A 21,890-nucleotide genomic window follows, 5' to 3' on the forward strand; every position below is an offset into this window, starting at 1 on the left:
ACATGAAATTAAATAAACTGGTTGCAACACTTATTGCCGTTGGTATGGCAAGCCCCGTTTGGGCAGATTTTACTGTGGGCGATTTTCGCATAGAGGGCGAACAGCACACATCAGAAGCGACTGTTCGCAGTTTGTTGCCGATTAAAGTGGGCGATATTTATACTGAAACTGTGGGCGAAAACATTATCCGCTCTTTGTATGCCAGCGGTTTTTATGAAAACGTGATGTTGGAACAAAACGGTGAGCAACTCATCATCACGGTAAAAGAACGCCCAATTATTAGCGATTTAACCATTCGTGGCGCAAAAGTGTTGCCCAACGATGCGATTTTGAAACAAATGTCGCAAGTGCGCGGCAGCACCACCGCCAGCGATGCCGATTTGGTACTGCGAAACGGCGAAAAATCGCATGACGAAAAATTAGCAGAATTTGAAACGCAATCTAAATTTGATACCGCTCAGGCTTTGGCATCGGCAGGCTTGGCGAAAGGCGATTTTTTTAGCCAAGAAGCCTTGCAACGTGCTTTACAAGCTCTGTATGGCGCGTATCGTGAACAGGGTAAAAACAGCGTAGAAATCAAGCCAGAAATTCAAGAATTGGCGCGTAACCGTGTTGCTATTACCATTGACATCAAAGAGGGCGAAACCACGCGTGTTGATGAGCTGAACTTTGAAGGCAACGAGAATTTCTCTGACTTCCGTTTGAGCCGTGTTGTGAGCTTAACAGACGGCACATTGTTCTCGTGGGCAACCAAATCAGACGTGTTCTCGTGGGAAAAATTTGCCCAAGATAAAGCGCGTTTGGAAGCGTTTTATCACGACAAAGGTTATTTTGATTTTCGTGTTGATGAAGAAGGCTTACAGCGTCAATTATCCGAAGACAAAACCAGTGAAAGCGTAACCATTAAAGTTTATGAAGGCGAACGCTATCATTGGGGTAAAGCCAATATTGTGGGCGATTCCAAAGACGTGTCAATGGACAATTTAACGCGCCATTTGTCTAAACTCAAAGAAGGTCGTTTGAGCAATATGGAAACGTTGCAGGCTGCTTTGGCGCAAATTAAACTGGAATTGCAATCGGCAGGCTATGCCCACGCGCAAGTAACCGCCGATGCCAACCGTCGCTTGGCTGAAAATGGCAAAGGCAAAAATTTTGTGGATATTACCGTGCAAATTGCACCAGGTAACCGCATTGCCGTGCGCCACATTACCGTGAGCGGCAACAACAAAACCCGCGATGAAGTGATTCGCCGCGAATTGCGTCAAATGGAAGGCGCAACGTTTGACCAAGCCAAAATCAACCGTTCTATGGAACGCTTGCGCCAGTTGGGCTATTTTGAAGACGTGAATATGCAATCTGCCGTTGTGCCTGAAAACGAACAGCAAGTCGATTTGTCGGTAGCGGTTAAAGAACGCGCCACAGGTAGCTTGAATGCGAGTGCAGGCTGGTCGCAAGACGATGGTTTGGTAATTTCGGGTAGCGTGTCGCAAGACAATTTGTTTGGTACGGGCAAATCGGCATCGTTGAGCGTGTCGCGCAGTAAAGTGCGCCAAAATGCCAATATTTCGTTTACCGACCCATATTTCACGCCAGACGGTGTGAGCATGACTTACACGCTGTTTGGCTCAAATTATGTGCCCTATAAACTCAATACCAGTGCGCGTAATTACCGCATGTTGCGTTATGGCGGCACAATGGTAATGGGTGTTCCGATTACGGAATATGACCGTGTCAATATTGGTTTAGGCGTGGAAAATATGCAGGTTAAATTACGTGATAATCCGCCGTATCGCTATCAACGTTTTGTGAACCAACACGGTGAGCGCAACTGGTTGTACAAAGGTTTGTTGAGCTGGTATCGCAATACCACCGATGATGCGTATTGGCCAACCAAAGGCTATCAAGCCAATGTAACAGGCGAAGTTGCTTTGCCGGGTAGCGGTATTCAATATTATCAACTGGGTCATCAACAAACGTGGTATTTCCCATTGAACAAAGCGTTTACTTTGATGCTGAATGGACAATTTGGTATTAGTGGTCGTTATGGCAAGACCAGCGAAGTACCGTTTATGTTCAATCAAACAGGTGGTGGTTTGGGTTCGGTGCGTGGCTTTGAAAGTGGTTCGTTGGGCCCTAAAGTGTACGACATTGACCCGATTGACGGCTCTCGCGATACCGAAACCTATGGCGGTAAATTTGCGGCAAATGTGAACGCCGAATTGCTGTTCCCATTCCCAGGTGTTAAAGACAGCCGTACCGTGCGTTTGAGCTTGTTTGCCGATGCAGGTAGCGTGTGGGACGGTAAAACGTATAATCCAAATCGTTATAGTGCCAGCAATCCAAATGGCTCAAATGGCTATTATTCTTCCGACTATCGCTCAACATTCCGTGAAGAATTGCGCTATTCGGCAGGTGGTGCGCTAACTTGGATTTCGCCTGTGGGCCCAATCAAATTGAGCTATGCGTATCCATTGCGTAAGCGCGATACCGATTTGATTCAACGCTTCCAATTCCAGTTGGGTACGGTGTTTTAATCATATTGGATAAAGTGGGCAGGTTGCGTGAAATAAAAAAGCAGCCTGCACTTTCATAAACTCATCATAAGAAAGTTTTAATCATGAAAACCACGATTTTTTCGGCATTGAAGGCGACGACTGTTGCAGGCTGCTTTTTATTGGCAACGCCAGCTTGGGCAGAAATGAAGTTTGGCTATGTAAACCCCGAACGCGTTTATACCGAAACCCAAGCCGCCAAACGCATTGAAGCGACTTTGCAGCGCGAATTTGGTCAACAGCAAAAAGAGTTGTCCAATATGCGCGATGCAGGTTTGAAATTGCAGCAAGAAGTGGCATCGGGCAAATTAAGTGCAACGGCACAAAAAGAAGCCGAAGCCAAATTGCTGGAAGCAGGACAAAAATACCGCGTGGCAGCAATGCGTTTAACCGAAGAATACAGCTTGCGCCGCAACGAAGAATTTGCCGCGTTGCAAAACAATGCCAATAGCATTATTCACAATATTGCCGAAAGCGAAAAGTTTGATTTAATCGTGCAAGAAGCGGTGTTTGTGAATGGCAGATACGACATCACCGACCGCGTGATTCAGTTGCTCGACCAAATGAAATAATGTTTTTGAAGTGCAGGCTGCTTTGTGTACGAAAAAAGCAGCCTGCACTTTTGCGATATAAGGAAAATTCAAGTGTTTACTTTATCTCAAATCGTGGCAAAACTGGGCGGCGAATGGCGTGGACAAGATATTACGGTTGATGCGATTGCCCCAGCCGCTCGCGCCCAATCGCAACACATCACGTTTTTGGCAAACCCAAAATACAAGCAAGAAGTGAGCGATAGCCAAGCAGGCGCGGTTATCGTGTCCGCCAAAAATGCCGATTTATTTCCCGACCGTAATCTGATTATCGCGCCCGATGCGTATTTGTATTTTGCCCAAGTGGCGCGATTGTTCCACCCTGTGCAGGCTGCTTGTGCAGGCGTTCACCCCACCGCCGTGATTGAAGCGTCTGCCACTGTGCCAGCCAGTTGCGAAATCGGCGCGAATGTTTATATTGGCGCAAACACCGTGTTGGGCGAGCGTTGTCGCATTTTGGCAAACAGCGTGGTTGAACACGATTGCACTTTGGGCGATGACACCGTGTTGCACCCCAATGTAACCGTTTATTATGGCTGCACTTTGGGTAAGCGCGTAGAAATTCATTCGGGCGCAGTGATTGGCGCAGACGGCTTTGGCTTGGCGTTTGCAGGCGACAGTTGGTTCAAAATTCCGCAAACAGGTGCGGTTACGCTGGGCGATGACGTGGAAGTGGGCGCGAACACCACCATAGACCGCGGCGCGATGAGCGATACCACCGTAGGGCGCGGCACAAAAATCGACAACCAAATCCAACTGGCACACAACTGCAAAGTGGGTGAACACACCGTGATTGCTGCCATGACAGGCATTTCGGGCAGTACCAGCATTGGCAGTTTTTGCGTGATTGGCGGTGGCGTTGGCACAGTTGGACATATTGAGATTGCCGACAAAACCACGATTGGCGGCGGCACATTGGTAACGCACAGCATTAAAGAAAGTGGCACGCATTACGCCAGCATTTTCCCCATGCAAACCTACAAAGAATGGGCGCGAAACGCCGTGCATATCAATCACTTAAACGAAATGCACAAACGCATCAAAGCCTTGGAAAAACAGCTTGCCCAAAGCAGCGAACAGGAAAGCTAATATGTGGCACATTGTGGCAATAGGCTATATTTTTGTTACGCTTATGTTTTCCATCGCCCAGCCCAGTTTAGCAAGAATGCTGATTTACTTGGTTTTTTGGACGATTTTACCCACCGTGTTTATGTTTTGGGTGGTGATGATTCGCCGTCGCAATCAACGCATGAAACGCATGGAGCAAAACCAAACTCTTATTCAACAACAGGAACATTCACATGAACATCACACTACCGATTGAAGCCAAAGACATTCAAAAACTGATTCCACACCGCTATCCGTTTATGCTGTTGGACAGAATCACCGCGTTTGAAAGCGGCAAAAGTCTAACCGCGCTTAAAAACGTGAGCATGAACGAACCGCAATTTACAGGACATTTCCCCGATTTCCCCGTTATGCCAGGCGTGTTGATTATTGAAGCGATGGCGCAAGCGTGTGGCGCATTAGCAATTTTGACCGAAGGCGGACGCAACCCCGATGAAATCTACTTTTTTGCAGGCATTGACAACGCGCGATTCAAACGCCAAGTGATTCCAGGCGACCAACTCACATTCCAAATTGAGCTGCTGCAAAGCAAACGCGGCATTGGCAAATTCGCCGCCAAAGCGTTTGTGGGCGATGAATTGGCGGTGGAAGCCGAGATTATGTGCGCCAAACGTAAAGTGTAAACCACATAAAAGTGCAGGCTGCTTTTTTGTGATATATCAAAGCAGCCTGCACAAAAATATCGTTATGTAGATTTATAGTGAATTAAATTTAGATTAGTACAGCGTTGCCAACTCCCTTATGTACTAGCTGTACACGGCGGTCGTTGTCGCCTTGTTCTAATCTAAATTTAATCCACTATAGTTGTAATCCAACATAACGACTCAATCCATTTTGTCGTGTACAAAAACCAACTCCCGAAAGGACAGTCATGACTCTAATCCACCCCACCGCCATCATTGACCCTAAAGCCGAACTAGATAGCAGCGTCAAAGTGGGCGCATACAGCATTATTGGCGCAAACGTGCAAATTGGCGCGAACACCGACATCGGGCCGCACGTCGTGATTGACGGGCATACCACCATTGGCAGCGACAACAAAATTTTCCAATTCGCCAGCTTGGGCGCACAGCCGCAAGACAAAAAATACCGCGATGAACCCACTAAACTCATCATCGGCAACGGCAACACCATTCGCGAGTTCACCACCTTCAACACAGGCACGGTAACAGGCATTGGCGAAACACGCTTGGGCGATGACAACTGGATTATGGCATATTGCCATTTGGCGCACGATTGCGTGGTTGGCAATCACACCATTTTTGCCAACAATTCCAGCTTGGCAGGACATGTTGAAATTGGCGATTATGTCGTGCTGGGCGGCTACACGCTGGTGTTCCAATTCTGTCGCATCGGCAACTACGCCATGACCGCCTTTGCTGCAGGCATACACAAAGACGTGCCGCCGTATTTTATGGCATCGGGCTATCGTGCCGAGCCTGCTGGCTTAAACAGCGAAGGCATGCGCCGCAACGGCTTTTCTGCCGAACAAATCGCCACCGTCAAAAATGCCTACAAAGACATTTATCTGCGCGATTTACCGCTGGAAGAAGCCAAAGCCCAAATCGCTCAAAACGCCGAGCAACACAGCGAATTGCAAATTTTGCGCGACTTTTTGGCAACCTCATCGCGTGGGATTATTCGGTAAACCAAAAAGCAGCCTGCACTTTAAATCAACAAAAAGTGCAGGCTGCTTTGTTATGTTTATGGATTGGATTACAGTACTTTCACAATACTTTCACACAAATAGCGAATATTCGCTTCGGTAATCCCAGCCACGTTAATGCGTCCAGAGCGCACCGCATAAATCGCAAATTCATCGCGCAATCTATCCACTTGCTCGGGCGTTAAACCGCTAAACGAGAACATGCCATTTTGTTGCACAATAAAATCAAAATCTTGCGTTGCACCACACTCTTTGAGCGTGTCTACAAATTTTTGACGCATGGTTTTGATACGGTCGCGCATTTCGTCCAATTCGGCAATCCATTGCGCTTTTAATTGTGCGTCTTGCAATACCATTGCCACCGTTGCGCCACCGTGCGAAGCTGGGTTGGAATACAAGGTGCGGATAATGGTTTTGATTTGGCTAAATGCACGATTGGCGGTGTCGGCATCGTCTGCAACCACGGTAAACGCGCCCACACGTTCGTTATACATACCAAAGTTTTTGGAATAGGAGCTGGCAATCAACAATTCGCGGTTTTGTTTGGCAAACGCACGCAATCCGTATGCGTCTTGTTCCAAACCGTTGGCAAAGCCTTGATAGGCAAAGTCAAACAAAGGCAACCAGCCTTTTTCGGCGGACATTTTTGCCAGCGTTTCCCATTGTTCGGGCGTGGGGTCAATGCCTGTTGGGTTGTGGCAGCAGCCGTGCAACAAGACAACATCGCCTTGTTGTGCTTGGCTCAAATCTTCAATTAAGCCTGCCCAATCCAAGCCGTGCGCTTGTTTGTCGTAGTAGCGATAGTCGCGGATATTGATGCCCACTGCGTTGAAAATGGCGTTGTGATTTGGCCAAGTTGGGGCAGAAATCCACACGTTTTGCGCGTTGGTTTGGCGTTTGATGAATTCGGCTGCCACACGCAATGCGCCTGTGCCACCCAAACTTTGTGCGGTTTTGGCGCGTTGATTGGCGATGATTTCGTGTTCTGCACCAAACAGCAATTCTTGCGTTGCGGCATTGTAGGCTGCCACGCCGTCAATGGTCAGGTAGTTTTTGGTGTTTTCTTGCGCCAACAAACGGGTTTCGGCTTCTTTAACCGATTTCAAAATTGGCGTTTGACCTTGCGCGTCTTTGTACACGCCAATGCCCAAGTTCACTTTTTCGGCACGGGTTTCGGCTTTGAACGCTTCGCCCAAACCCAAAATAGGGTCGGCTGGCGCGGCTTGAATCTTATCAAAAAACATCGCTTGCTCCTTCAACATAAAAGTGGGTAAAAAATGTGGTTATACTGCTAACGTGTCGTGCTGGCAATATATTTGATTAAAAAAAGCAGCCTGCAATTTACTCTGGCAACCAAATCGGCTCGGGGTGCAGCTGCACGTCAAATTTTTGCGCGACTTGCTGCACAATGTAATCCGACAGCGCACGAACATCATTAGCCGTTGCGTTTTGGCGATTAACCAGTACCAAAGCCTGTTTGTCATGCACCGCCGCACCGCCTATCGCAAAGCCTTTTAAGCCACATTGGTCAATCAACCAGCCTGCTGCCAGCTTCACATCGCTATTGGCTTGTGGATAAGTCGGCATATTGGCAAAAGCAGCCTGCAATGTGTGCGCGTGTTCGGCAGACACAATCGGGTTCTTGTAAAAACTGCCCACATTGCCCAACACAGCAGGGTCGGGCAATTTTTGTTGGCGGATTTGGCATACTGCATTGGAAACGTCTTGCGCGGTAATCGGACGGTTTGCCACTTGGTTTGCCAACACGCTGGCAACGTCGCCGTATTGGGTTTTGGCAACAAAATCTGTGGATAAGTTGAATACGACTGACACAATCACATAACGCTTTTTGCCTGCGTGTTTGAACAGGCTGTCGCGATAGGCGAACTGGCATTGCGCGTTGGATAGCGACACAAATGCCTGCTGTTCCAAGTCAAAACAGTTTACGCTGTGGATTAAATCTTTCACTTCCACGCCATACGCGCCAATGTTTTGCACGGGCGATGCGCCGACTGTGCCAGGGATTAAGCTCAAATTTTCCAGTCCCGATAAGCCCATACGCAAAGTTGCTTGCACAAAATCGTGCCACACTTCGCCTGCTTGTGCTTCCACTTGCACTTGTGAGCCGTGTCGTGTCACTTCGCGAATGCCGCGTGTTGCCATGCGAACGACTAGGGCAGGGTAGTCGCGCATAAACAAAACATTGCTGCCACCGCCGAGCCAGCACACGGTTTGCGCGTCAAATTCGGGTAGTTTGCACAGGGTTGGCAAGTCTTCGTTGTGTGTCAGTTCTACAAAATAGGCAGCACGTGCTGGTAAGCCAAAAGTGGTGTAAGGTGTGATGATATGGTTTTTATGTAGGTTTAACATGGGGTTATCCATTAAATAAAAAGTGCAGGCTGCTTTTACAAACCGCGATTGTTTTGCGCCCACGCGCTGCATTTTTCCAAATACCAAACCAGCGCAACCGCTGCCGCACACAGCGAAACAATCAGTGCAACCCAAAAGCCATAAATGCCCATGTCTAGCCCGTACGCCAGCACGTAACCTGGGAGTAAGCCCAGCAGCCAAAAGGCAATGGCGTGGATAATCATCGGTACGCGCGTGATTTTGTAGCCACGCAAAGCATAAGACGCGATACATTGCATAAAATCAAACACTTGAAAAATAGCGGCAAACAGACAAATTTGGACGGCAATGCGAATCACATTCGGGTCTTTGTTGTACAAGCTCACGAAAAATTCGCGCCCAAATAGCAAGCCTGTTAGGGTGCAAACCGCTAAAACCGCGCCCACGCTCAACGATACGCCCGAAATATACCGTGCGCGTGCAAAATGGCGTTTGCCCAGCGAATAGCCAATGCGAACGGTTGCCGCCGTGCCAATCGCTTGCGGAATCATGTAAATCACGCTGGTTAGGCTGAGAACGATTTGCTGCGCGGCAACGTAATCATTGCCTAAATCGGCAATCAGCCACACGATAAAGGTAAACAAACTGGCTTCTAAAAAATAGGAAAAACCAATCGGTAAACCGAGTTTGAGCAGTTGCCATTGGGTGTGCCAGTGGGGTAGTGTAAAGGTTTGCGTTAAGCCAAAAGTGTGAAAATACGGCGTTTTGGCAACATAAATCCATAGCGCAATGGCGTTGAACCAAAACACGATGGCGGTTGCGACACCTGCACCTGCGCCGCCCAGTTGTGGGAAGCCGAATTTGCCGTAAATAAACAGGTAATTCAATGGGATATTCAGTAGCAACGCCGCCCAGCTTATCCACATAATCGCGCTGGGTTTGTTTAGGCTGCTGGCATAGGCGTGCAGGCTGCGATAGAGCATGGCGGCTGGCATGCCGAGCGCGGTAAACAGCAAATATTGCCCGAACATGTGTTCAATGTAGTCGTTCATGTCCAAATAATTTTTGAGCGGCGCGATGAGTGCGAGCAACAAAATCATGCCCAACACGCCCAAAAACGCGCCAAACCATAAGCCTTGTCGTCCACTTTCGCCAACTTTTTCGCGCTCGCCTGAGCCGTGTAGTTGGGCGATGGTCGGGTTCAGCGCGGTCATAATGCCGATGAATGTGATGAACACGGTGGCAAACACGGCGTTACCCAAACCGACTGCGGTTAGGTCGCTTTTGCCTGCTGCACCTGCCATTGCCGTATCCACTACGCCAATCGCCACCGATGCAATTTGTGCCGACATCATGGGCAAAGCCAAGCTCATCAGTTGCTTGGCTTCGCGGCGAAAATCGGAAAAGGAATAGCGGTTTAAGTCAAAAATCATGGCAAAGCAGCCTGCATAGGGAAAAGGGGGATTGTATAACAAAAATGAGTGTAAACAACAAAGCAGCCTGCACTTTAAATCAACAAAAAGTGCAGGCTGCTTTTGTATTTTATAGCGAAATGAAATAAAAATAGGACAAGGCGACAACGCCCACCGTGTGCAAGTAGCACATAAGGGCGTTGGCAACGCCGTACTATTGCGATTAGTCTTCAAACTGCTTGAACACCAACGTCCCATTCGTACCGCCAAATCCAAACGAGTTAGACGCAACGGCGCGAATGTTCATTTTACGCGCTTCGTTGGCGCAATAATCCAAATCGCAGCCAGCGTCAAAATCTTGATTAACCAAGTTAATCGTTGGCGGTGCGATTTGGTCGCGAATTGCCAACACGCTGTACACCGCTTCCACGCCGCCTGCTGCACCCAGCAAATGACCTGTCATGGATTTGGTTGAGCTAACCACTAATTTTTTCGCGTGCTCGCCAAACACCGCTTTGGTGGCGTTGGTTTCGTTGGCATCGCCCAAAGGCGTAGAAGTGCCGTGTGCGTTCACATAATCAATTTCGCTTACAGGCAAACCGCTGTCGGCAATCGCGCGAGACAATGCTAGCGCAGGGCCTTCAGCATTGGGCGCGGTAATGTGATAGGCATCGGAACTTGCGCCAAAGCCCACGATTTCGGCATAAATTTTTGCGCCACGATGTTTAGCGTGTTCCAATTCTTCCAAAATCAACATGCCAGAGCCTTCGCCCATAATAAAGCCGTCGCGGTCTTTGTCCCATGGGCGTGATGCCGCTTCGGGGGCGTCGTTGCGGGTGGATAGGGCCTTCATTGCCGCAAAACCACCAATACCAGCCGTGCAAACCGCACTTTCAGCACCACCTGCCACCATGACATCTACTTCGCCGTATTGGATTTTGCGGAATGAATCGCCAATCGCGTGCGTACCCGATGCACAGGCAGACACGATGCCATAATTGTGTCCGCGATAGCCTTTTAAAATGGTAACGTGTCCTGTGATTAAATTGATTAAACAACCTGGGATAAAAAACGGATTGATTTTACGCGCACCACCAGCCACAACATTGCGTACGGTTTCTTCAATCAGCGGCAAACCGCCAACGCCCGAGCCAATGTTCACGCCCACGCGGTCTTTGTCCAAATCGGCAAAATCGTCCAATTTGGCATCGGCAATCGCTTGCAACGCGCCTGCAATGCCGTAGTGGATAAACGTATCCATGCGGCGCGCTTCTTTGGCTGGAATATATTGTGTAATATCAAAGTCTTTCACTTCGCCAGCGATTTGGCAAGCCAGTTCCGATGCGTCAAAGCGCGTGATTTTGCTGATGCCACTTTTGCCTGCCAACAAATTTTTCCATGCACTTTCTACATCGTTGCCCACAGGCGAAATTTGCCCTAAACCTGTGATGACTACTCGTCTTTTATTCATAAGTGTTTACTCTTGAAAGCGTTTTGTAACAAAGCCTCTGATTGACAGCGTGTGCCGTTAATCAGAGGCTGTATTTTTATCAACAAGATTTATCAATCAAGATTAACCTTGTTTTGAATTTACATAGTCAATCGCTGCTTGAACGGTTGTGATTTTTTCTGCGTCTTCGTCAGGGATTTCGCAGCCAAATGCTTCTTCCAAAGCCATAACCAATTCAACGGTGTCCAAAGAATCTGCACCCAAGTCGTCTTGGAAAGAAGATTCGTTTTTTACTTCGGTTTCGTTAACGCCTAATTGTTCGGCAACGATGCTTTTTACTTTTTGTTCGATAGACATAAATAATTCCTTAAAAAAAATGCCACATGGCAAGATGAATGAATAAGATGGTGTTTTAGAGTTTTCCACCTAAATTTAAGATTGAGTGATTTTATCTGTTTTTCGGTGATTTTGGCTAGTGTTTGCTGCAAAATATTGTTAAATATTGCAGGCTGCTTGCCAAATTATTGTGGCGTGTAACCCTGAACTTGGTCTGCACCGTCACCAAAAAAGTAGTTTTCCATTTGTTGCGCCAAGTATTCGCGAGCGCGTGGGTCGGCAAGCGATAGGCGGTTTTCGTTAATCAACATGGTTTGATGACGTGTCCAGCCTTCCCATGCTTCTTGTGATACGTTTTCAAAAATGCGTTTGCCCAGTGCGTTTGGCAGGGGGGCAAACTTCATACCTGGGGCTTCTTTGCCCAATTTGATGCAGTTTACCATGCGTGTCATGGTGTGTTCCTTTATGTGGTAAAAGAAAGTCGCTATGGTAGCAAAATTTAAAGCAGCCTGCAAAATATCGCAAATTTATATATCTTTGATGTGCAGGCTGCTTTGTCGTGCATCATTTAAACCATTGCGCCAATTTGCTAAACAATTTCAATTCGGGTGCATTGGCATCGCTTGGATTGCTTACTTCGGTTTGCGCGGCGTTGTCGGGTGCTGCTTCGCCTTTATACACGTTCAACGCTGCCCAGCTTTGCGTGGTAGGCATCACTTCAATGCTGTTCACGTTCATGTGCGCTGGCGTTTGGTATAGCCACAACACGGTTTGGGCGATGTCATTGGGCATGAGCGCGTTGGCGTTTTCGTATAACTGCGCGGCGCGGTCGTTGTCGCCTTTGAAGCGGACATTGGAAAATTCTGAACCGCTCACTAAACCAGGTTCAACATTGCTGACACGAACGCCTGTGCCGTGTAAATCGGCGCGTAAATTGTGGCTAAACTGGCGCACATAGGCTTTGCTTGCGCCATACACGTTGCTACCTGGGTAAACATAATTGCCTGCGATTGAGCCAATATTGATGATGTAGCCGCGTTGGTTGGCAACCATTTGGGGCAACACTTGGCGTGTCAGATAGGTTAAACCAATGATGTTGGTGTGAATCATGGTTTCCCAATCGTCAAAATTGGCTTCGTAGGCTTTGTCCAAACCCAGAGCCAAGCCTGCATTGTTGATTAAGCAATCGATTTGGCGGAACGCTTCGGGCAGGGTTTGAATGTGTGCCAAAGCAGCCTGCATCGAATTTTTATCGCACACGTCCATGGTAATGGGTTGAAAACGGTCGCCCAATTTGGCTTTGAGTTCTGCCAATTTGTCGCTACGACGCGCCGTGCCGATGACCAAATAACCAGCCTGCACAAAAGCCGTTGCCATTGCCGCGCCAAAACCAACCGATGCACCTGTAATCAGAATAGCCATTTTTTATTGTCCTTTATGTTGAAGTTTTAGTATTATGCTGCCAAACCGTAAGCACAAACTATAACATTTTTTATTTAAATAGGAACAACCATCATGAAAAAAATCACGATTTTAGCCACTTGTGTTTTGCTGACTTTGAGCGCGTGTGGCGACTCGGGTGGCGCAATGGGTGCAAATGGCGCAGCAATGGGTGGCAAAGGCGATATTTCGCAAAACCGCTCCACCGCATTCAAATCGTTTATGCCGACTTTTTCAGGCATGGGCAAAGTCGTTAAAGGCGATGAAGCGTATGACGTAGAAAAATTCAAGGCGCAGGCGGCGCAGTTTGCCGAAGAAGCCAAAGTGCCGTTCGAATATTTCCAAAATGACCCACAAGGCAATGGCGATGCGTTGCCAGTGATTTGGCAAAATGCGGCGGACTTCAAAGCTGAACAAGACAAATTTTTGGCAGCGGTGGATAAATTGAACACAGCAGCGCAAAGCGGCAATTTGGAGCAAATTAAAGCGGCGTATGGCGATGCAGGCGCAAGCTGTAAATCTTGTCATAGTACTTATCGCCGTCCTAAATAAATCGCGTAAATAGAATAAAAAGCAGCCTGCACTTTTCGTTGGTGGAAAGTGCAGGCTGATTATTTCATCGCGCCGCTCATCACACGCACGTTGTAGCGGAATAAATCGGTATAAGTCTTGGCGTTGCTGTCTTTGGACAGCGCGTCTGAATATAATTTGCCGCCCACTTTCACGCCTGTTTCTTGCGAAATGCGTTGCACCATGCGCCCGTCTTTGATGTTTTCGGTAAACACGGCTTTGATGCCTTGCTGTTTGATTTGACGAATAATCGAGGCAACGGTACGCGCAGACGGTTGTGCTTCGGTGCTCACCCCTTGTGGTGCAAGGAAAGTGACGCCATAGCGTTTACCCAAATAACCAAACGAATGATGCCCTGTTAGCACTTTGCGGTGTTCGCGTGGCACGGCGTTGAATTGCTGGCGTGCGTAAGCGTCCAAGCGCGTTAGTTCGGTGGAATAGGCTTTGAATCGCGCTTGATAATAGCTGCTGCCTGCTGGGTCGGCTTTGATGAGCGCGGCGGCAACGTTGGCGGCGTATTTTTGCATCAACACAGGGTCGTGCCAAACGTGGGGGTCAAATTCGCCGTGGTCGTGGTGGGCGTGTTCTGCTTCATCGTGATGATGGTGGTGGGCGTTTTCATCGTTTTTGAGCGGTTCAATGCCTTTGGCGGCTTCGGCATATGGCACTTTGCTTTGCTGTACGGCGCGAACCACGTCGCCACTTTCCAAACCTAAACCATTGATTAAAATTAATTTGGCTGATGTGATTTTGCGAATATCGCCGCTAGTCAGTTGATAGGCATGGGCATCGCCATCGGCTGGGACAAGATTGCTCACCGATACGCGCTCGCCGCCGATTTGTTTTGCCACATCACCCAAAATGCTAAAACTGCTAACGATTTCTAAACTTTGTGCGTGCAGGCTGCTTGCGGACAATAGGGCTACGGTTAAAAAAGTTAAACGAGTGTTCATTACGCGCTCCTTGTTGTAGAAAAATGGGATTGTAACGCATTTGTTATAATGTAACAAAGTGTTCTGAATGTAAGTTATACAATACTGTTTTTCTTGATAAGAAACATTGGATTAGAGTAAACCATGCTAACCTGCACTTTCTGTTTATGGAAAGTGCAGGCTGCTTTTGTCTGTAAAACCACGTATAGTTTAGCCCTTTACCCGAAAGGATTGCCATGCAAACGCAAAAAATCATCGCGCACATTGTCGCGTGGCTGCAAGATTACGCCCAATGCGCTCACGCTCGCGGCTTTGTGGTTGGCGTGTCGGGCGGTATTGATTCGGCAGTGGTTTCTACTTTATGCGCCCAAACAGACTTGCCCGTGTTGTGCCTGAATATGCCTATCCGCCAAAAGCCTGACCAATTTGACCGCGCCGCCAAACACATTCAAACGCTGTGCCAGCAATATGCCAACGTGCAAGGTTTAACGGTGGATTTAACCCCCACGTTTGAACAATTTGAACAAACCACGCAAAAAAGCAGCCTGCAACCCAATCACGAATTGGCAATGGCGAACACACGCTCACGTTTGCGTATGACCACTTTGTATTATTACGGACAAATCAACGGCTTATTGGTTGCAGGCACAGGCAACAAAGTAGAAGATTTTGGTGTCGGCTTTTTTACCAAATACGGCGATGGCGGCGTAGATATTAGCCCGATTGCCGATTTGCTCAAAACCCAAGTCTATGAAATCGCCCAAACATTGAATATTGATGCCGCCATTCAACAAGCCGCACCAACCGATGGCTTATGGGACGGCGAACGTACCGATGAACAACAAATGGGCGCGACCTATCCCGAGCTAGAATGGGCAATGGAGCAACACGCAGCAGGCAGCACCCGAGAGCAATTTAGCGGCAGAGAACAAGAAGTTTTTGATATTTTTGTGCGACTTAATCGCGCTACGCAACACAAAATCCAACCTATTCCCGTTTGTACCATTCCGAAAGCGTTATTCCAATGACACCGAAACCCAATCCCAAAATCGTCTTTTTTGACATTGACGAAACCCTATACATGAACCACAGCAAACACGGCGACCGAGGTGGCGTGCCAGAAAGCACCAAAACCGCGCTGCGTTTGCTTAAACAAAAAGGCATCATCACCGCCATCGCCACAGGACGCACCATTGCTGTGTTGCCTGACGCGATTTTGTCGGTGGTTGATGAATGCGGCATGGATTTAATTGTGTCCGCCAATGGTCAATATGTGGAATATCAAGGCAAGCCGTTGGCAAGTTTTCCGTTTGCCCAGCAAGAAATCGAGCAATTATCTAACACCTTGCAACAACACCAAATTTCGCACGCCTTGGTTGCTCGTTCGGGTTTGTTTACCGCGTTGGACAACCAACATTCGCAGGCTGCTTTGGCATCGCTGGGCTTGCCGTTTACCTACGACCCACTTGCCTATCAAAAACATGAAATCTATCAAATTTTAGGTTTTTATTCGGCAGACCAAGACGCGCTGGTTCAATCCATTATTCCCAACAATATCAAAATCATACGTTGGCACGAATCAGGCACAGACTGGCTAGATAAAGCAGGCTCAAAAGCGCGAGGCATACAAGCCGCACTAGACTATTTTGGTTTGACCATGCACGATGCGATGGCGTTTGGCGATGCCCACAACGATGTAGAAATGCTGCAAGCCGTTGGTTTTGGCGTGGCAATGGGCAATGCTGAACCCGAAATCAAAGCCCTTGCCCAATACGTTTGCCCACGAATTGAAGAAGATGGTATTTATCGTGGTTTACAAGAATTGGGCGTAATTTAATAAAGTGAAATCGCAATAGTACGGCGTTGCCAACGCTCTTATGTGCTATTGCGATTTCACTTCACTATAAAAAGCAGCCTGCATACAAAAAAGCACTTTCTAAAACAGAAAGTGCTTTTTTGTATGCATAAACGAATTAACGTTTAGAGAATTGTTTAGCGCGACGTGCTTTACGCAAACCAGCTTTTTTACGTTCCACTTCACGAGCATCGCGAGTAACGAAGCCAGCAGCAGACAAAGCAGGTTTCAAAGCTGCATCGTAGTCAATCAATGCACGAGTAATGCCATGACGAACCGCGCCAGATTGACCCGTTTCACCGCCACCTACAACGTTTACTTTGATGTCAAACGCTTCTACGTTTTCAGTCAAAACCAAAGGTTGGCGAACCACCATGCGGCTGGTTTCGCGAGCGAAAAATTCATCAACAGGGCGACCGTTTACGATGATTTGACCTGTGCCTTTTTGCAAGAACACTCGAGCTACTGAGCTTTTGCGGCGACCTGTGCCGTAGTAATATTTACCGTTCATTTGTCGTGTCCTTATTATTTAATTTCCAAAACTTTGGGTTGTTGAGCAGCGTGTTGATGTTCTGCACCAGCATACACTTTCAGTTTTTTAATCATTGCATAGCCCAAAGGACCTTTTGGCAACATACCTTTTACAGCTTTTTCCAATGCGCGACCTGGGAATTTGTCTTGCATTTCGCGGAAAGTACGCTCGTAAATACCACCTGGGAAGCCAGAGTGACGGTAGTATTTTTTGCCTTCAAATTTGTTACCTGTCACACGCAATTTGTCTGCATTGATAACGATGATGTAATCACCAGTATCAACGTGTGGCGTGTATTCAGGTTTATGTTTGCCACGCAAGCGGCTTGCAACTTCGGCTGCAACACGACCCAGAACTTTGTCTTCTGCGTCAATTACAAACCATTCGCGTTGCACTTCATGCGGTTTCGCTGAAAAGGTTTTCATAAAATTTAGTCCAATAAATAGGTAATAGAAACCGCTAATTTTAGATGTTTTCTGTTTGTGTGTCAATGCTTGTTTGGGCTATTTTTGATGTGGGAATGTAATCGTGCAAGGCGTAAAAAAACCGTCCAAATGTGTATTTGGACGGTTTTAGAAGAGAACCCCGCAGATGTCGCTCGGGCGAAGTCTGCTTGAACCTTGATACAAGGTGGTCATCTCGGGTGGCTTCGGGTGCGTTCTAACAGAGAGAACACTCGCGCCTACCACATCTCCCGACAACCGAGCAAACGCTTATTGGTTCAAGAAAAATATGTGCCGTTACGAGCACCGCAGGGAAATTTAACTGGTTTATTGCGCTTTAAGTGCATCGTCGCACAGCGCAATCAATTCGGTTATTTTATGTTTGTATTCGTCATTTGACAAGGCTTTTTTGTTGCTTTCTTCTATGAGTTTGAGCAAGTCGTGTGTTAGGTTGAGTGCTGCCATAATCACGACTTTTTCGGTTTCCATATTGCGGCTGGCGTTTTGAATGGCGTGAATTTTTTGGTTAAGCAATTCAACGGCTTTGAGCAGGGTAGGGCGTTCGGAATTGGGTGTGCCAATGGTAAATTGGCGATTAAGAATTTCTACGCTAATTTGTTCGATGCTCATGCTGTTTCTCCATCTTGTTGAATGGGTTGTGTTTCATCTTGGACGGGTAGGCGATTGAGCAAGGTGTGTAATTCTGACGCGCTTTGCTGCAACAGGCTACGGTATGCTTGGTTTTGTGTGTTAAGCTGAGAAATTTGTTCACGCAGCTGATTTTTTTCGTTTTCCCAATTTTGTTTTTCTTGTTCAAGTTGTTGATTTAATTTTTTTACGGTGTCGCTATGGGCTTCTTCCAGCATTTGAATGGCGGACTTTTGACGCTCTACTTCGCGCAAAAATTCGTCTTGTGCTTGGGCTTGTTGTTCTTGCAGGGCAAGGTTGTGGCTTTGGCGTTGTTCGTCTATTTCTGCCAAAGCAGCCTGCAATTTGGTTTGGGCTTCTCGCGCGTCGTTTTGGGACTGGTCTAAATTTTTTTGCAATTCAATGATTTGTTTGTCTTTTTCATTGATTTTGTCGTGCAGTTGATTGATTTGGCTTTCACTTTGCGCGGTTTGCTCTTGGATTTGCTGCGCTTGGCTGTCTAGTTGTTGGCGCAGGCTGCTTATTTGGCTTTCTGCATCGTGCAGGGTTTGTTGCAGGGTTTCGATGCGTTGTTGTTGTTCTGCATGGCTTTCTTGGTTTTTGAGTGCTTGCTCGCCTAATTCGTTGCGGCATTGCTCAATTTTGCCTTGCCAGTCTTTTTCTTTGTTTTGAATGGTGTTTTGTAGGAACGCAATTTGATCACGCAAATTCAATCGCTCTTTTTCGAGCAGTTGGATTTGTTGTTCTTGGTGTTCAATTTTGCTGCTTAATTCTTCATTACCTGAATTTTGATTGGCAGCCAATAGGGCGATATCATTGTGTTTGATACGCTCTTCGTTTAATTCTTGTGCTTGTTGTTCAAAATCTTGGCGCGCTAGTTTGAGCTCATCGGTAATGCGATTATTTTCCATGTTCAGTGTATGAAGTTGGGCAATAAGGGCTTGGATTTTGCTTTCTAGTTGTTCAATCGTTTGGTTCATATTTTTATCCATAAAAAATAAAAGGAAAATGAAGTGCAGGCTGCTTTATTCGTGTTTGGGTTCGCGCTGCATTAGGCGTTCCATCACATCACTCACGGCTAATTCGTTGCGAATTAGTTGATAGAGCATGCTGGTAATCGGCATATCGATTTGGTGTTTAACGGCGGTGTTGTGAACTTCTTCAATGGTTGGCACACCTTCGGCAACGTGTCCGATTTCTTTGAGCACTTGATGTAGGCTTTTGCCTTCTGCCAAGCCCAAACCGACTTTGCGGTTGCGCGACAATGCGCCTGTGCAAGTCAAAATCAAATCACCCATGCCTGCCAAGCCCATCATGGTTTTTTGTTGTGCACCCATGGCGGTTGCCAAGCGTGTGATTTCGGCTAAACCGCGTGTTACCAAGGCGGCACGAGCGTTCAAGCCGTAGCCCAAACCGTCTGATAAGCCTGTGGCAATCGCCATGACATTTTTGACTGCGCCGCCAACTGATACGCCAATCACGTCATCGTTGGCATATAAGCGCATGATGTTGCTGTTTAAATTGTGGGTTAATTGGTTAATCCACGCGCTGTTTTCCGATGCTAAACACACGGCGCAAGGCAGTTGTTTTGCCAATTCTTGCGCGAAGCTGGGGCCAGACAATACGCCAATTTTGTCGTTGTCGGGCAGGATTTCTTTGACGACTTGGAATGTGAGTAAACCTGTGTCTAATTCAAAGCCTTTGCAGGCGGTTAAAATCGGCAAGCAGCCTGCACTGTGTTCTTTGAGCTGTTCTACGCTGCTACGCAAGCCAACCACAGGCGTTACTACCAAAACGAGTTCGCTATCGCGTAAGGCTTCGCTCATGTCGGCATGAACGCTTAAATTGTCGGGCAAGGTAAAGCCTGCCAAATAGCGGTCGTTTAGGCGGCTGGTTTGCATGGTTTGTGCGTGTTCGCGGTTGTGCGACCACATTTGTATGCGATGTCCGTACAAGGCAAAATGTATGCCCAATGCTGTACCCCATGCGCCTGTGCCTAAAATTGTGATGTTCATGGTTTTCTCCCCTACTGTGGTTTGGTGTAGCAAACGGTTAGTTGGGCGCATTCTAGCACAAAGCAGCCTGCACTTTACACAAAAAAACACGGCTTAACAGAGTGCTACTGTGTTAAACCGTGCTTTTTTGTATGGTTTACACGCTGGCTTCGGCTTTATAAGCAGCCTGCATTTCGCGCTCGCGTTTGGTGGTTTGACGCATTACAACATAATTCATCGCCAAAACCAATGTGCCAACGGCAGCAATCATAATGGTTGCCAACACGTTCATTTGCGGGTCTAGCCCCAAGCGGATTTTGGAGAAAATCACTTGCGGCAAGGTAGATGAACCAGGCCCCGACAAGAATGACGTAATCACCAAATCGTCCAGCGACAGGGTAATGCCGAGCAAAAATCCTGACGCAATGGCGGGCATAATCAGCGGCAACGTAATCACAAAAAAGATTTTCATGGGACGTGCGCCCAAGTCCATGGCGGCCTCTTCTAGCGATTGGTCTAGCTCAACCAAGCGCGAACGAATCACAACGGTGATGTATGCCATACACAGCGTGGTGTGTCCCAAGAAAATCGTAAAAAAGCCACGGTCTAACCACGATACATCGTTGCCCAATGCGCCTTGCAGCAAGCCTTGCACTTGGATAATCAGTAGCAGCATGGATAAGCCTGTAATCACATCAGGCATCACCATCGGCGCAGACACCATACCTGCAAACAAGGTGCTACCACGAAAACGCTTGATTCGTGCCAGCGCGTAACCAGCCATTGTGCCAAGCGCAACCGCCGCCAAAGACGACACAACTGCAATTTTAAGCGACAACCATGCGGCGTTTAGGATTTGGCGGTTGTCTAGCAATTTGCCATACCATTTGGTTGAGAAACCGCCCCAAACCGTTACCAATTTGGATTCGTTGAACGAATAAATAATCAGCATAACCAATGGGATATATAAAAACGCCAATCCCAAAAACAGCATGACTTTCAAAAAAGGAGACAATTTTCCAGAGTGCATTATTTACCCCCTTTCGCGGCTTCGCGGTTGTCAAAATATTGTTGCAGGGCAATCGGCACAACCAACAGCAAGACCATAATCACCGCAATGGCTGCGGCAAGTGGCCAGTTGTTTTGGTCAAAGAAGGCTTGCCACATCACTTTACCAATCATCAAATTGTCTGGGCCGCCCACCAATTCGGGAATCACATATTCGCCTACCGATGGGATAAACACTAGCATACTGCCTGCGATAATGCCCGATTTAGACAATGGCAAAGTAATCGTGAAAAAGGCTTTAATCGGGTGTGCGCCCAAGTCGGCAGCGGCTTCTAGCAAGCGGTTGTCTAGCTTAACCAGTTGCGTGTAGAGCGGCAAAATCATAAACGGCAAATAGGCGTACACCATAACCAAATTCAACGAAAACGCGTTATAAAACAAGTCTAACGGTTCTTGAATCAAGCCGATTTTGATTAAAAAATTGTTGATGATGCCGTTGGTGGTGAGCAAGCCCATCCACGCATACACGCGCAACAAAAATGATGTCCAAAACGGCAACATCACTGCCATGAGCAGCGCGTTACGAATAGACGGTTTGGCGCGCGCAATCGCGTATGCCATTGGGTAGCCCAGCAGCAAGCAAATCAGCGTAGTAGTCAGCGCGGTTTTAACCGACAACCAATAAGCACGAAGATAAATGCTGCTGCCGTTGTCTTCGGAAAATGGGTTCAACAATGCCAACAGCGATGAACCAAAATCAGCAAAAATATCTTTGTAATTCTGCGTGATAATGTGCAGGCTGCCTTGTTCGTTAAACAAAGGCGTAAACGGTGGAATGCTCAATGCTTGTTCGGCAAAACTGATTTTGAACACGATAAAAAACGGTATCAACACCAGCAAAAACAGCCAAAAAAACGGCACACCAATCACCCAACGCGCTCCATGACGCGCACGGCGTTTTGTAGTGGAAGTATCAGACATTGCA

Annotated in this window: 24 protein-coding genes and 1 other RNA gene; 9 read left to right on the forward strand and 16 right to left on the reverse strand. The window is 47.4% G+C overall.

The annotated features are described in order from the left end of the window. Positions 1 to 2: 2 nt before the first annotated feature. From bamA to lpxA, 6 genes are all read left to right on the forward strand, one after another. Positions 3 to 2,534, forward strand: a complete 2,532-nt coding sequence (bamA, locus tag BQ5809_RS01610) for an outer membrane protein assembly factor BamA (RefSeq protein ID WP_038319086.1) — start codon at positions 3 to 5, stop codon at positions 2,532 to 2,534. Positions 2,535 to 2,617: 83 nt separating this feature from the next. Further along, positions 2,618 to 3,124, forward strand: a complete 507-nt coding sequence (locus BQ5809_RS01615; RefSeq protein WP_003788830.1) for an OmpH/Skp family outer membrane protein — start codon at positions 2,618 to 2,620, stop codon at positions 3,122 to 3,124. Between the two features lie 72 nt (positions 3,125 to 3,196). Continuing rightward, entirely contained in the window at positions 3,197 to 4,231 is a 1,035-nt protein-coding gene (lpxD, locus tag BQ5809_RS01620) for a UDP-3-O-(3-hydroxymyristoyl)glucosamine N-acyltransferase (RefSeq protein WP_080561243.1), read from the forward strand. A gap of 1 nt (position 4,232) precedes the next feature. Beyond that, positions 4,233 to 4,466, forward strand: coding sequence for a hypothetical protein (locus BQ5809_RS01625; RefSeq protein ID WP_003788826.1), 234 nt, complete (start codon positions 4,233 to 4,235; stop codon positions 4,464 to 4,466). Continuing rightward, positions 4,444 to 4,893 carry a 3-hydroxyacyl-ACP dehydratase FabZ gene (gene fabZ / locus BQ5809_RS01630; RefSeq protein ID WP_003788823.1) on the forward strand — a complete coding sequence of 150 codons (450 nt, stop codon included), beginning with the start codon at positions 4,444 to 4,446 and terminating at the stop codon, positions 4,891 to 4,893. The genes BQ5809_RS01625 and fabZ overlap by 23 nt, the downstream gene beginning before the upstream one ends. A gap of 248 nt (positions 4,894 to 5,141) precedes the next feature. Further along, on the forward strand, positions 5,142 to 5,918 hold the full coding sequence (lpxA, locus tag BQ5809_RS01635) for an acyl-ACP--UDP-N-acetylglucosamine O-acyltransferase (protein ID WP_003788820.1): 777 nt from the start codon (positions 5,142 to 5,144) through the stop codon (positions 5,916 to 5,918). Between the two features lie 68 nt (positions 5,919 to 5,986). Here the strand turns inward: lpxA and BQ5809_RS01640 are convergent, their stop codons facing one another. From BQ5809_RS01640 to BQ5809_RS01670, 7 genes are all read right to left on the reverse strand, one after another. Next, entirely contained in the window at positions 5,987 to 7,180 is a 1,194-nt protein-coding gene (locus tag BQ5809_RS01640; RefSeq protein WP_032827893.1) for an amino acid aminotransferase, read from the reverse strand. Between the two features lie 97 nt (positions 7,181 to 7,277). Then, positions 7,278 to 8,318, reverse strand: coding sequence for a UDP-N-acetylmuramate dehydrogenase (gene murB, locus BQ5809_RS01645; protein ID WP_003788816.1), 1,041 nt, complete (start codon positions 8,316 to 8,318; stop codon positions 7,278 to 7,280). Positions 8,319 to 8,341: 23 nt separating this feature from the next. Then, positions 8,342 to 9,718 carry an MATE family efflux transporter gene (locus BQ5809_RS01650; RefSeq protein WP_003788814.1) on the reverse strand — a complete coding sequence of 459 codons (1,377 nt, stop codon included), beginning with the start codon at positions 9,716 to 9,718 and terminating at the stop codon, positions 8,342 to 8,344. 202 nt (positions 9,719 to 9,920) lie between these two features. Then, entirely contained in the window at positions 9,921 to 11,168 is a 1,248-nt protein-coding gene (gene fabF, locus BQ5809_RS01655; protein WP_003788812.1) for a beta-ketoacyl-ACP synthase II, read from the reverse strand. 102 nt (positions 11,169 to 11,270) lie between these two features. Continuing rightward, complete coding sequence (acpP, locus tag BQ5809_RS01660; RefSeq protein ID WP_003788810.1) at positions 11,271 to 11,504, reverse strand: acyl carrier protein; 234 nt, start codon at positions 11,502 to 11,504, stop codon at positions 11,271 to 11,273. 164 nt (positions 11,505 to 11,668) lie between these two features. Next, positions 11,669 to 11,935 carry an oxidative damage protection protein gene (locus BQ5809_RS01665; protein WP_003791548.1) on the reverse strand — a complete coding sequence of 89 codons (267 nt, stop codon included), beginning with the start codon at positions 11,933 to 11,935 and terminating at the stop codon, positions 11,669 to 11,671. A gap of 112 nt (positions 11,936 to 12,047) precedes the next feature. Continuing rightward, positions 12,048 to 12,905, reverse strand: coding sequence for an SDR family NAD(P)-dependent oxidoreductase (locus BQ5809_RS01670; RefSeq protein ID WP_003788807.1), 858 nt, complete (start codon positions 12,903 to 12,905; stop codon positions 12,048 to 12,050). 93 nt (positions 12,906 to 12,998) lie between these two features. On the opposite strand from BQ5809_RS01670, the gene BQ5809_RS01675 reads away from it, so the two are divergent. Beyond that, positions 12,999 to 13,475 (forward strand): c-type cytochrome, encoded by a 477-nt coding sequence (locus tag BQ5809_RS01675; RefSeq protein ID WP_003788805.1) that lies wholly within the window; start codon positions 12,999 to 13,001, stop codon positions 13,473 to 13,475. A 59-nt stretch (positions 13,476 to 13,534) separates the two neighbouring features. On the opposite strand, the gene BQ5809_RS01680 is transcribed toward BQ5809_RS01675, so the two are convergent. Further along, entirely contained in the window at positions 13,535 to 14,446 is a 912-nt protein-coding gene (locus tag BQ5809_RS01680) for a metal ABC transporter solute-binding protein, Zn/Mn family (protein ID WP_003788803.1), read from the reverse strand. Between the two features lie 215 nt (positions 14,447 to 14,661). On the opposite strand from BQ5809_RS01680, the gene nadE reads away from it, so the two are divergent. Both nadE and BQ5809_RS01690 read left to right on the forward strand, forming a co-directional pair. Further along, positions 14,662 to 15,453, forward strand: a complete 792-nt coding sequence (gene nadE / locus BQ5809_RS01685) for an NAD(+) synthase (RefSeq protein WP_003788800.1) — start codon at positions 14,662 to 14,664, stop codon at positions 15,451 to 15,453. Beyond that, positions 15,450 to 16,262: a Cof-type HAD-IIB family hydrolase gene (locus BQ5809_RS01690; RefSeq protein WP_003788798.1), complete on the forward strand. Its 813-nt coding sequence runs from the start codon at positions 15,450 to 15,452 to the stop codon at positions 16,260 to 16,262. The genes nadE and BQ5809_RS01690 overlap by 4 nt, the downstream gene beginning before the upstream one ends. 136 nt (positions 16,263 to 16,398) lie before the next feature. On the opposite strand, the gene rpsI is transcribed toward BQ5809_RS01690, so the two are convergent. The 8 genes from rpsI to BQ5809_RS01730 form a co-directional block, all read right to left on the reverse strand. Beyond that, positions 16,399 to 16,791: a 30S ribosomal protein S9 gene (gene rpsI, locus BQ5809_RS01695; protein ID WP_003788797.1), complete on the reverse strand. Its 393-nt coding sequence runs from the start codon at positions 16,789 to 16,791 to the stop codon at positions 16,399 to 16,401. A gap of 14 nt (positions 16,792 to 16,805) precedes the next feature. Further along, positions 16,806 to 17,237, reverse strand: a complete 432-nt coding sequence (gene rplM / locus BQ5809_RS01700; protein ID WP_003788795.1) for a 50S ribosomal protein L13 — start codon at positions 17,235 to 17,237, stop codon at positions 16,806 to 16,808. A gap of 153 nt (positions 17,238 to 17,390) precedes the next feature. Continuing rightward, a non-coding RNA gene (ssrS, locus tag BQ5809_RS01705) (6S RNA) lies at positions 17,391 to 17,573 on the reverse strand. A gap of 9 nt (positions 17,574 to 17,582) precedes the next feature. Further along, a complete protein-coding gene (locus BQ5809_RS01710) occupies positions 17,583 to 17,885 on the reverse strand; it encodes a cell division protein ZapA (RefSeq protein ID WP_003788793.1) in 303 nt (100 codons plus the stop codon). Further along, positions 17,882 to 18,883 (reverse strand): coiled-coil domain-containing protein, encoded by a 1,002-nt coding sequence (locus BQ5809_RS01715; RefSeq protein ID WP_111694464.1) that lies wholly within the window; start codon positions 18,881 to 18,883, stop codon positions 17,882 to 17,884. Before BQ5809_RS01715 ends, BQ5809_RS01710 begins: the two co-directional genes overlap by 4 nt. Positions 18,884 to 18,928: 45 nt before the next feature. Then, a complete protein-coding gene (locus tag BQ5809_RS01720; protein ID WP_032827892.1) occupies positions 18,929 to 19,918 on the reverse strand; it encodes an NAD(P)H-dependent glycerol-3-phosphate dehydrogenase in 990 nt (329 codons plus the stop codon). Positions 19,919 to 20,054: 136 nt separating this feature from the next. Beyond that, positions 20,055 to 20,927: an ABC transporter permease subunit gene (locus tag BQ5809_RS01725; RefSeq protein ID WP_003788787.1), complete on the reverse strand. Its 873-nt coding sequence runs from the start codon at positions 20,925 to 20,927 to the stop codon at positions 20,055 to 20,057. Next, a complete protein-coding gene (locus tag BQ5809_RS01730; protein ID WP_003788786.1) occupies positions 20,927 to 21,886 on the reverse strand; it encodes an ABC transporter permease subunit in 960 nt (319 codons plus the stop codon). Before BQ5809_RS01730 ends, BQ5809_RS01725 begins: the two co-directional genes overlap by 1 nt. Between the last annotated feature and the right edge of the window lie 4 nt (positions 21,887 to 21,890).

The sequence above is a fragment of the Kingella kingae ATCC 23330 genome, from assembly GCF_900111845.1.
Classification (GTDB): Bacteria; Pseudomonadota; Gammaproteobacteria; order Burkholderiales; family Neisseriaceae; genus Kingella; species Kingella kingae.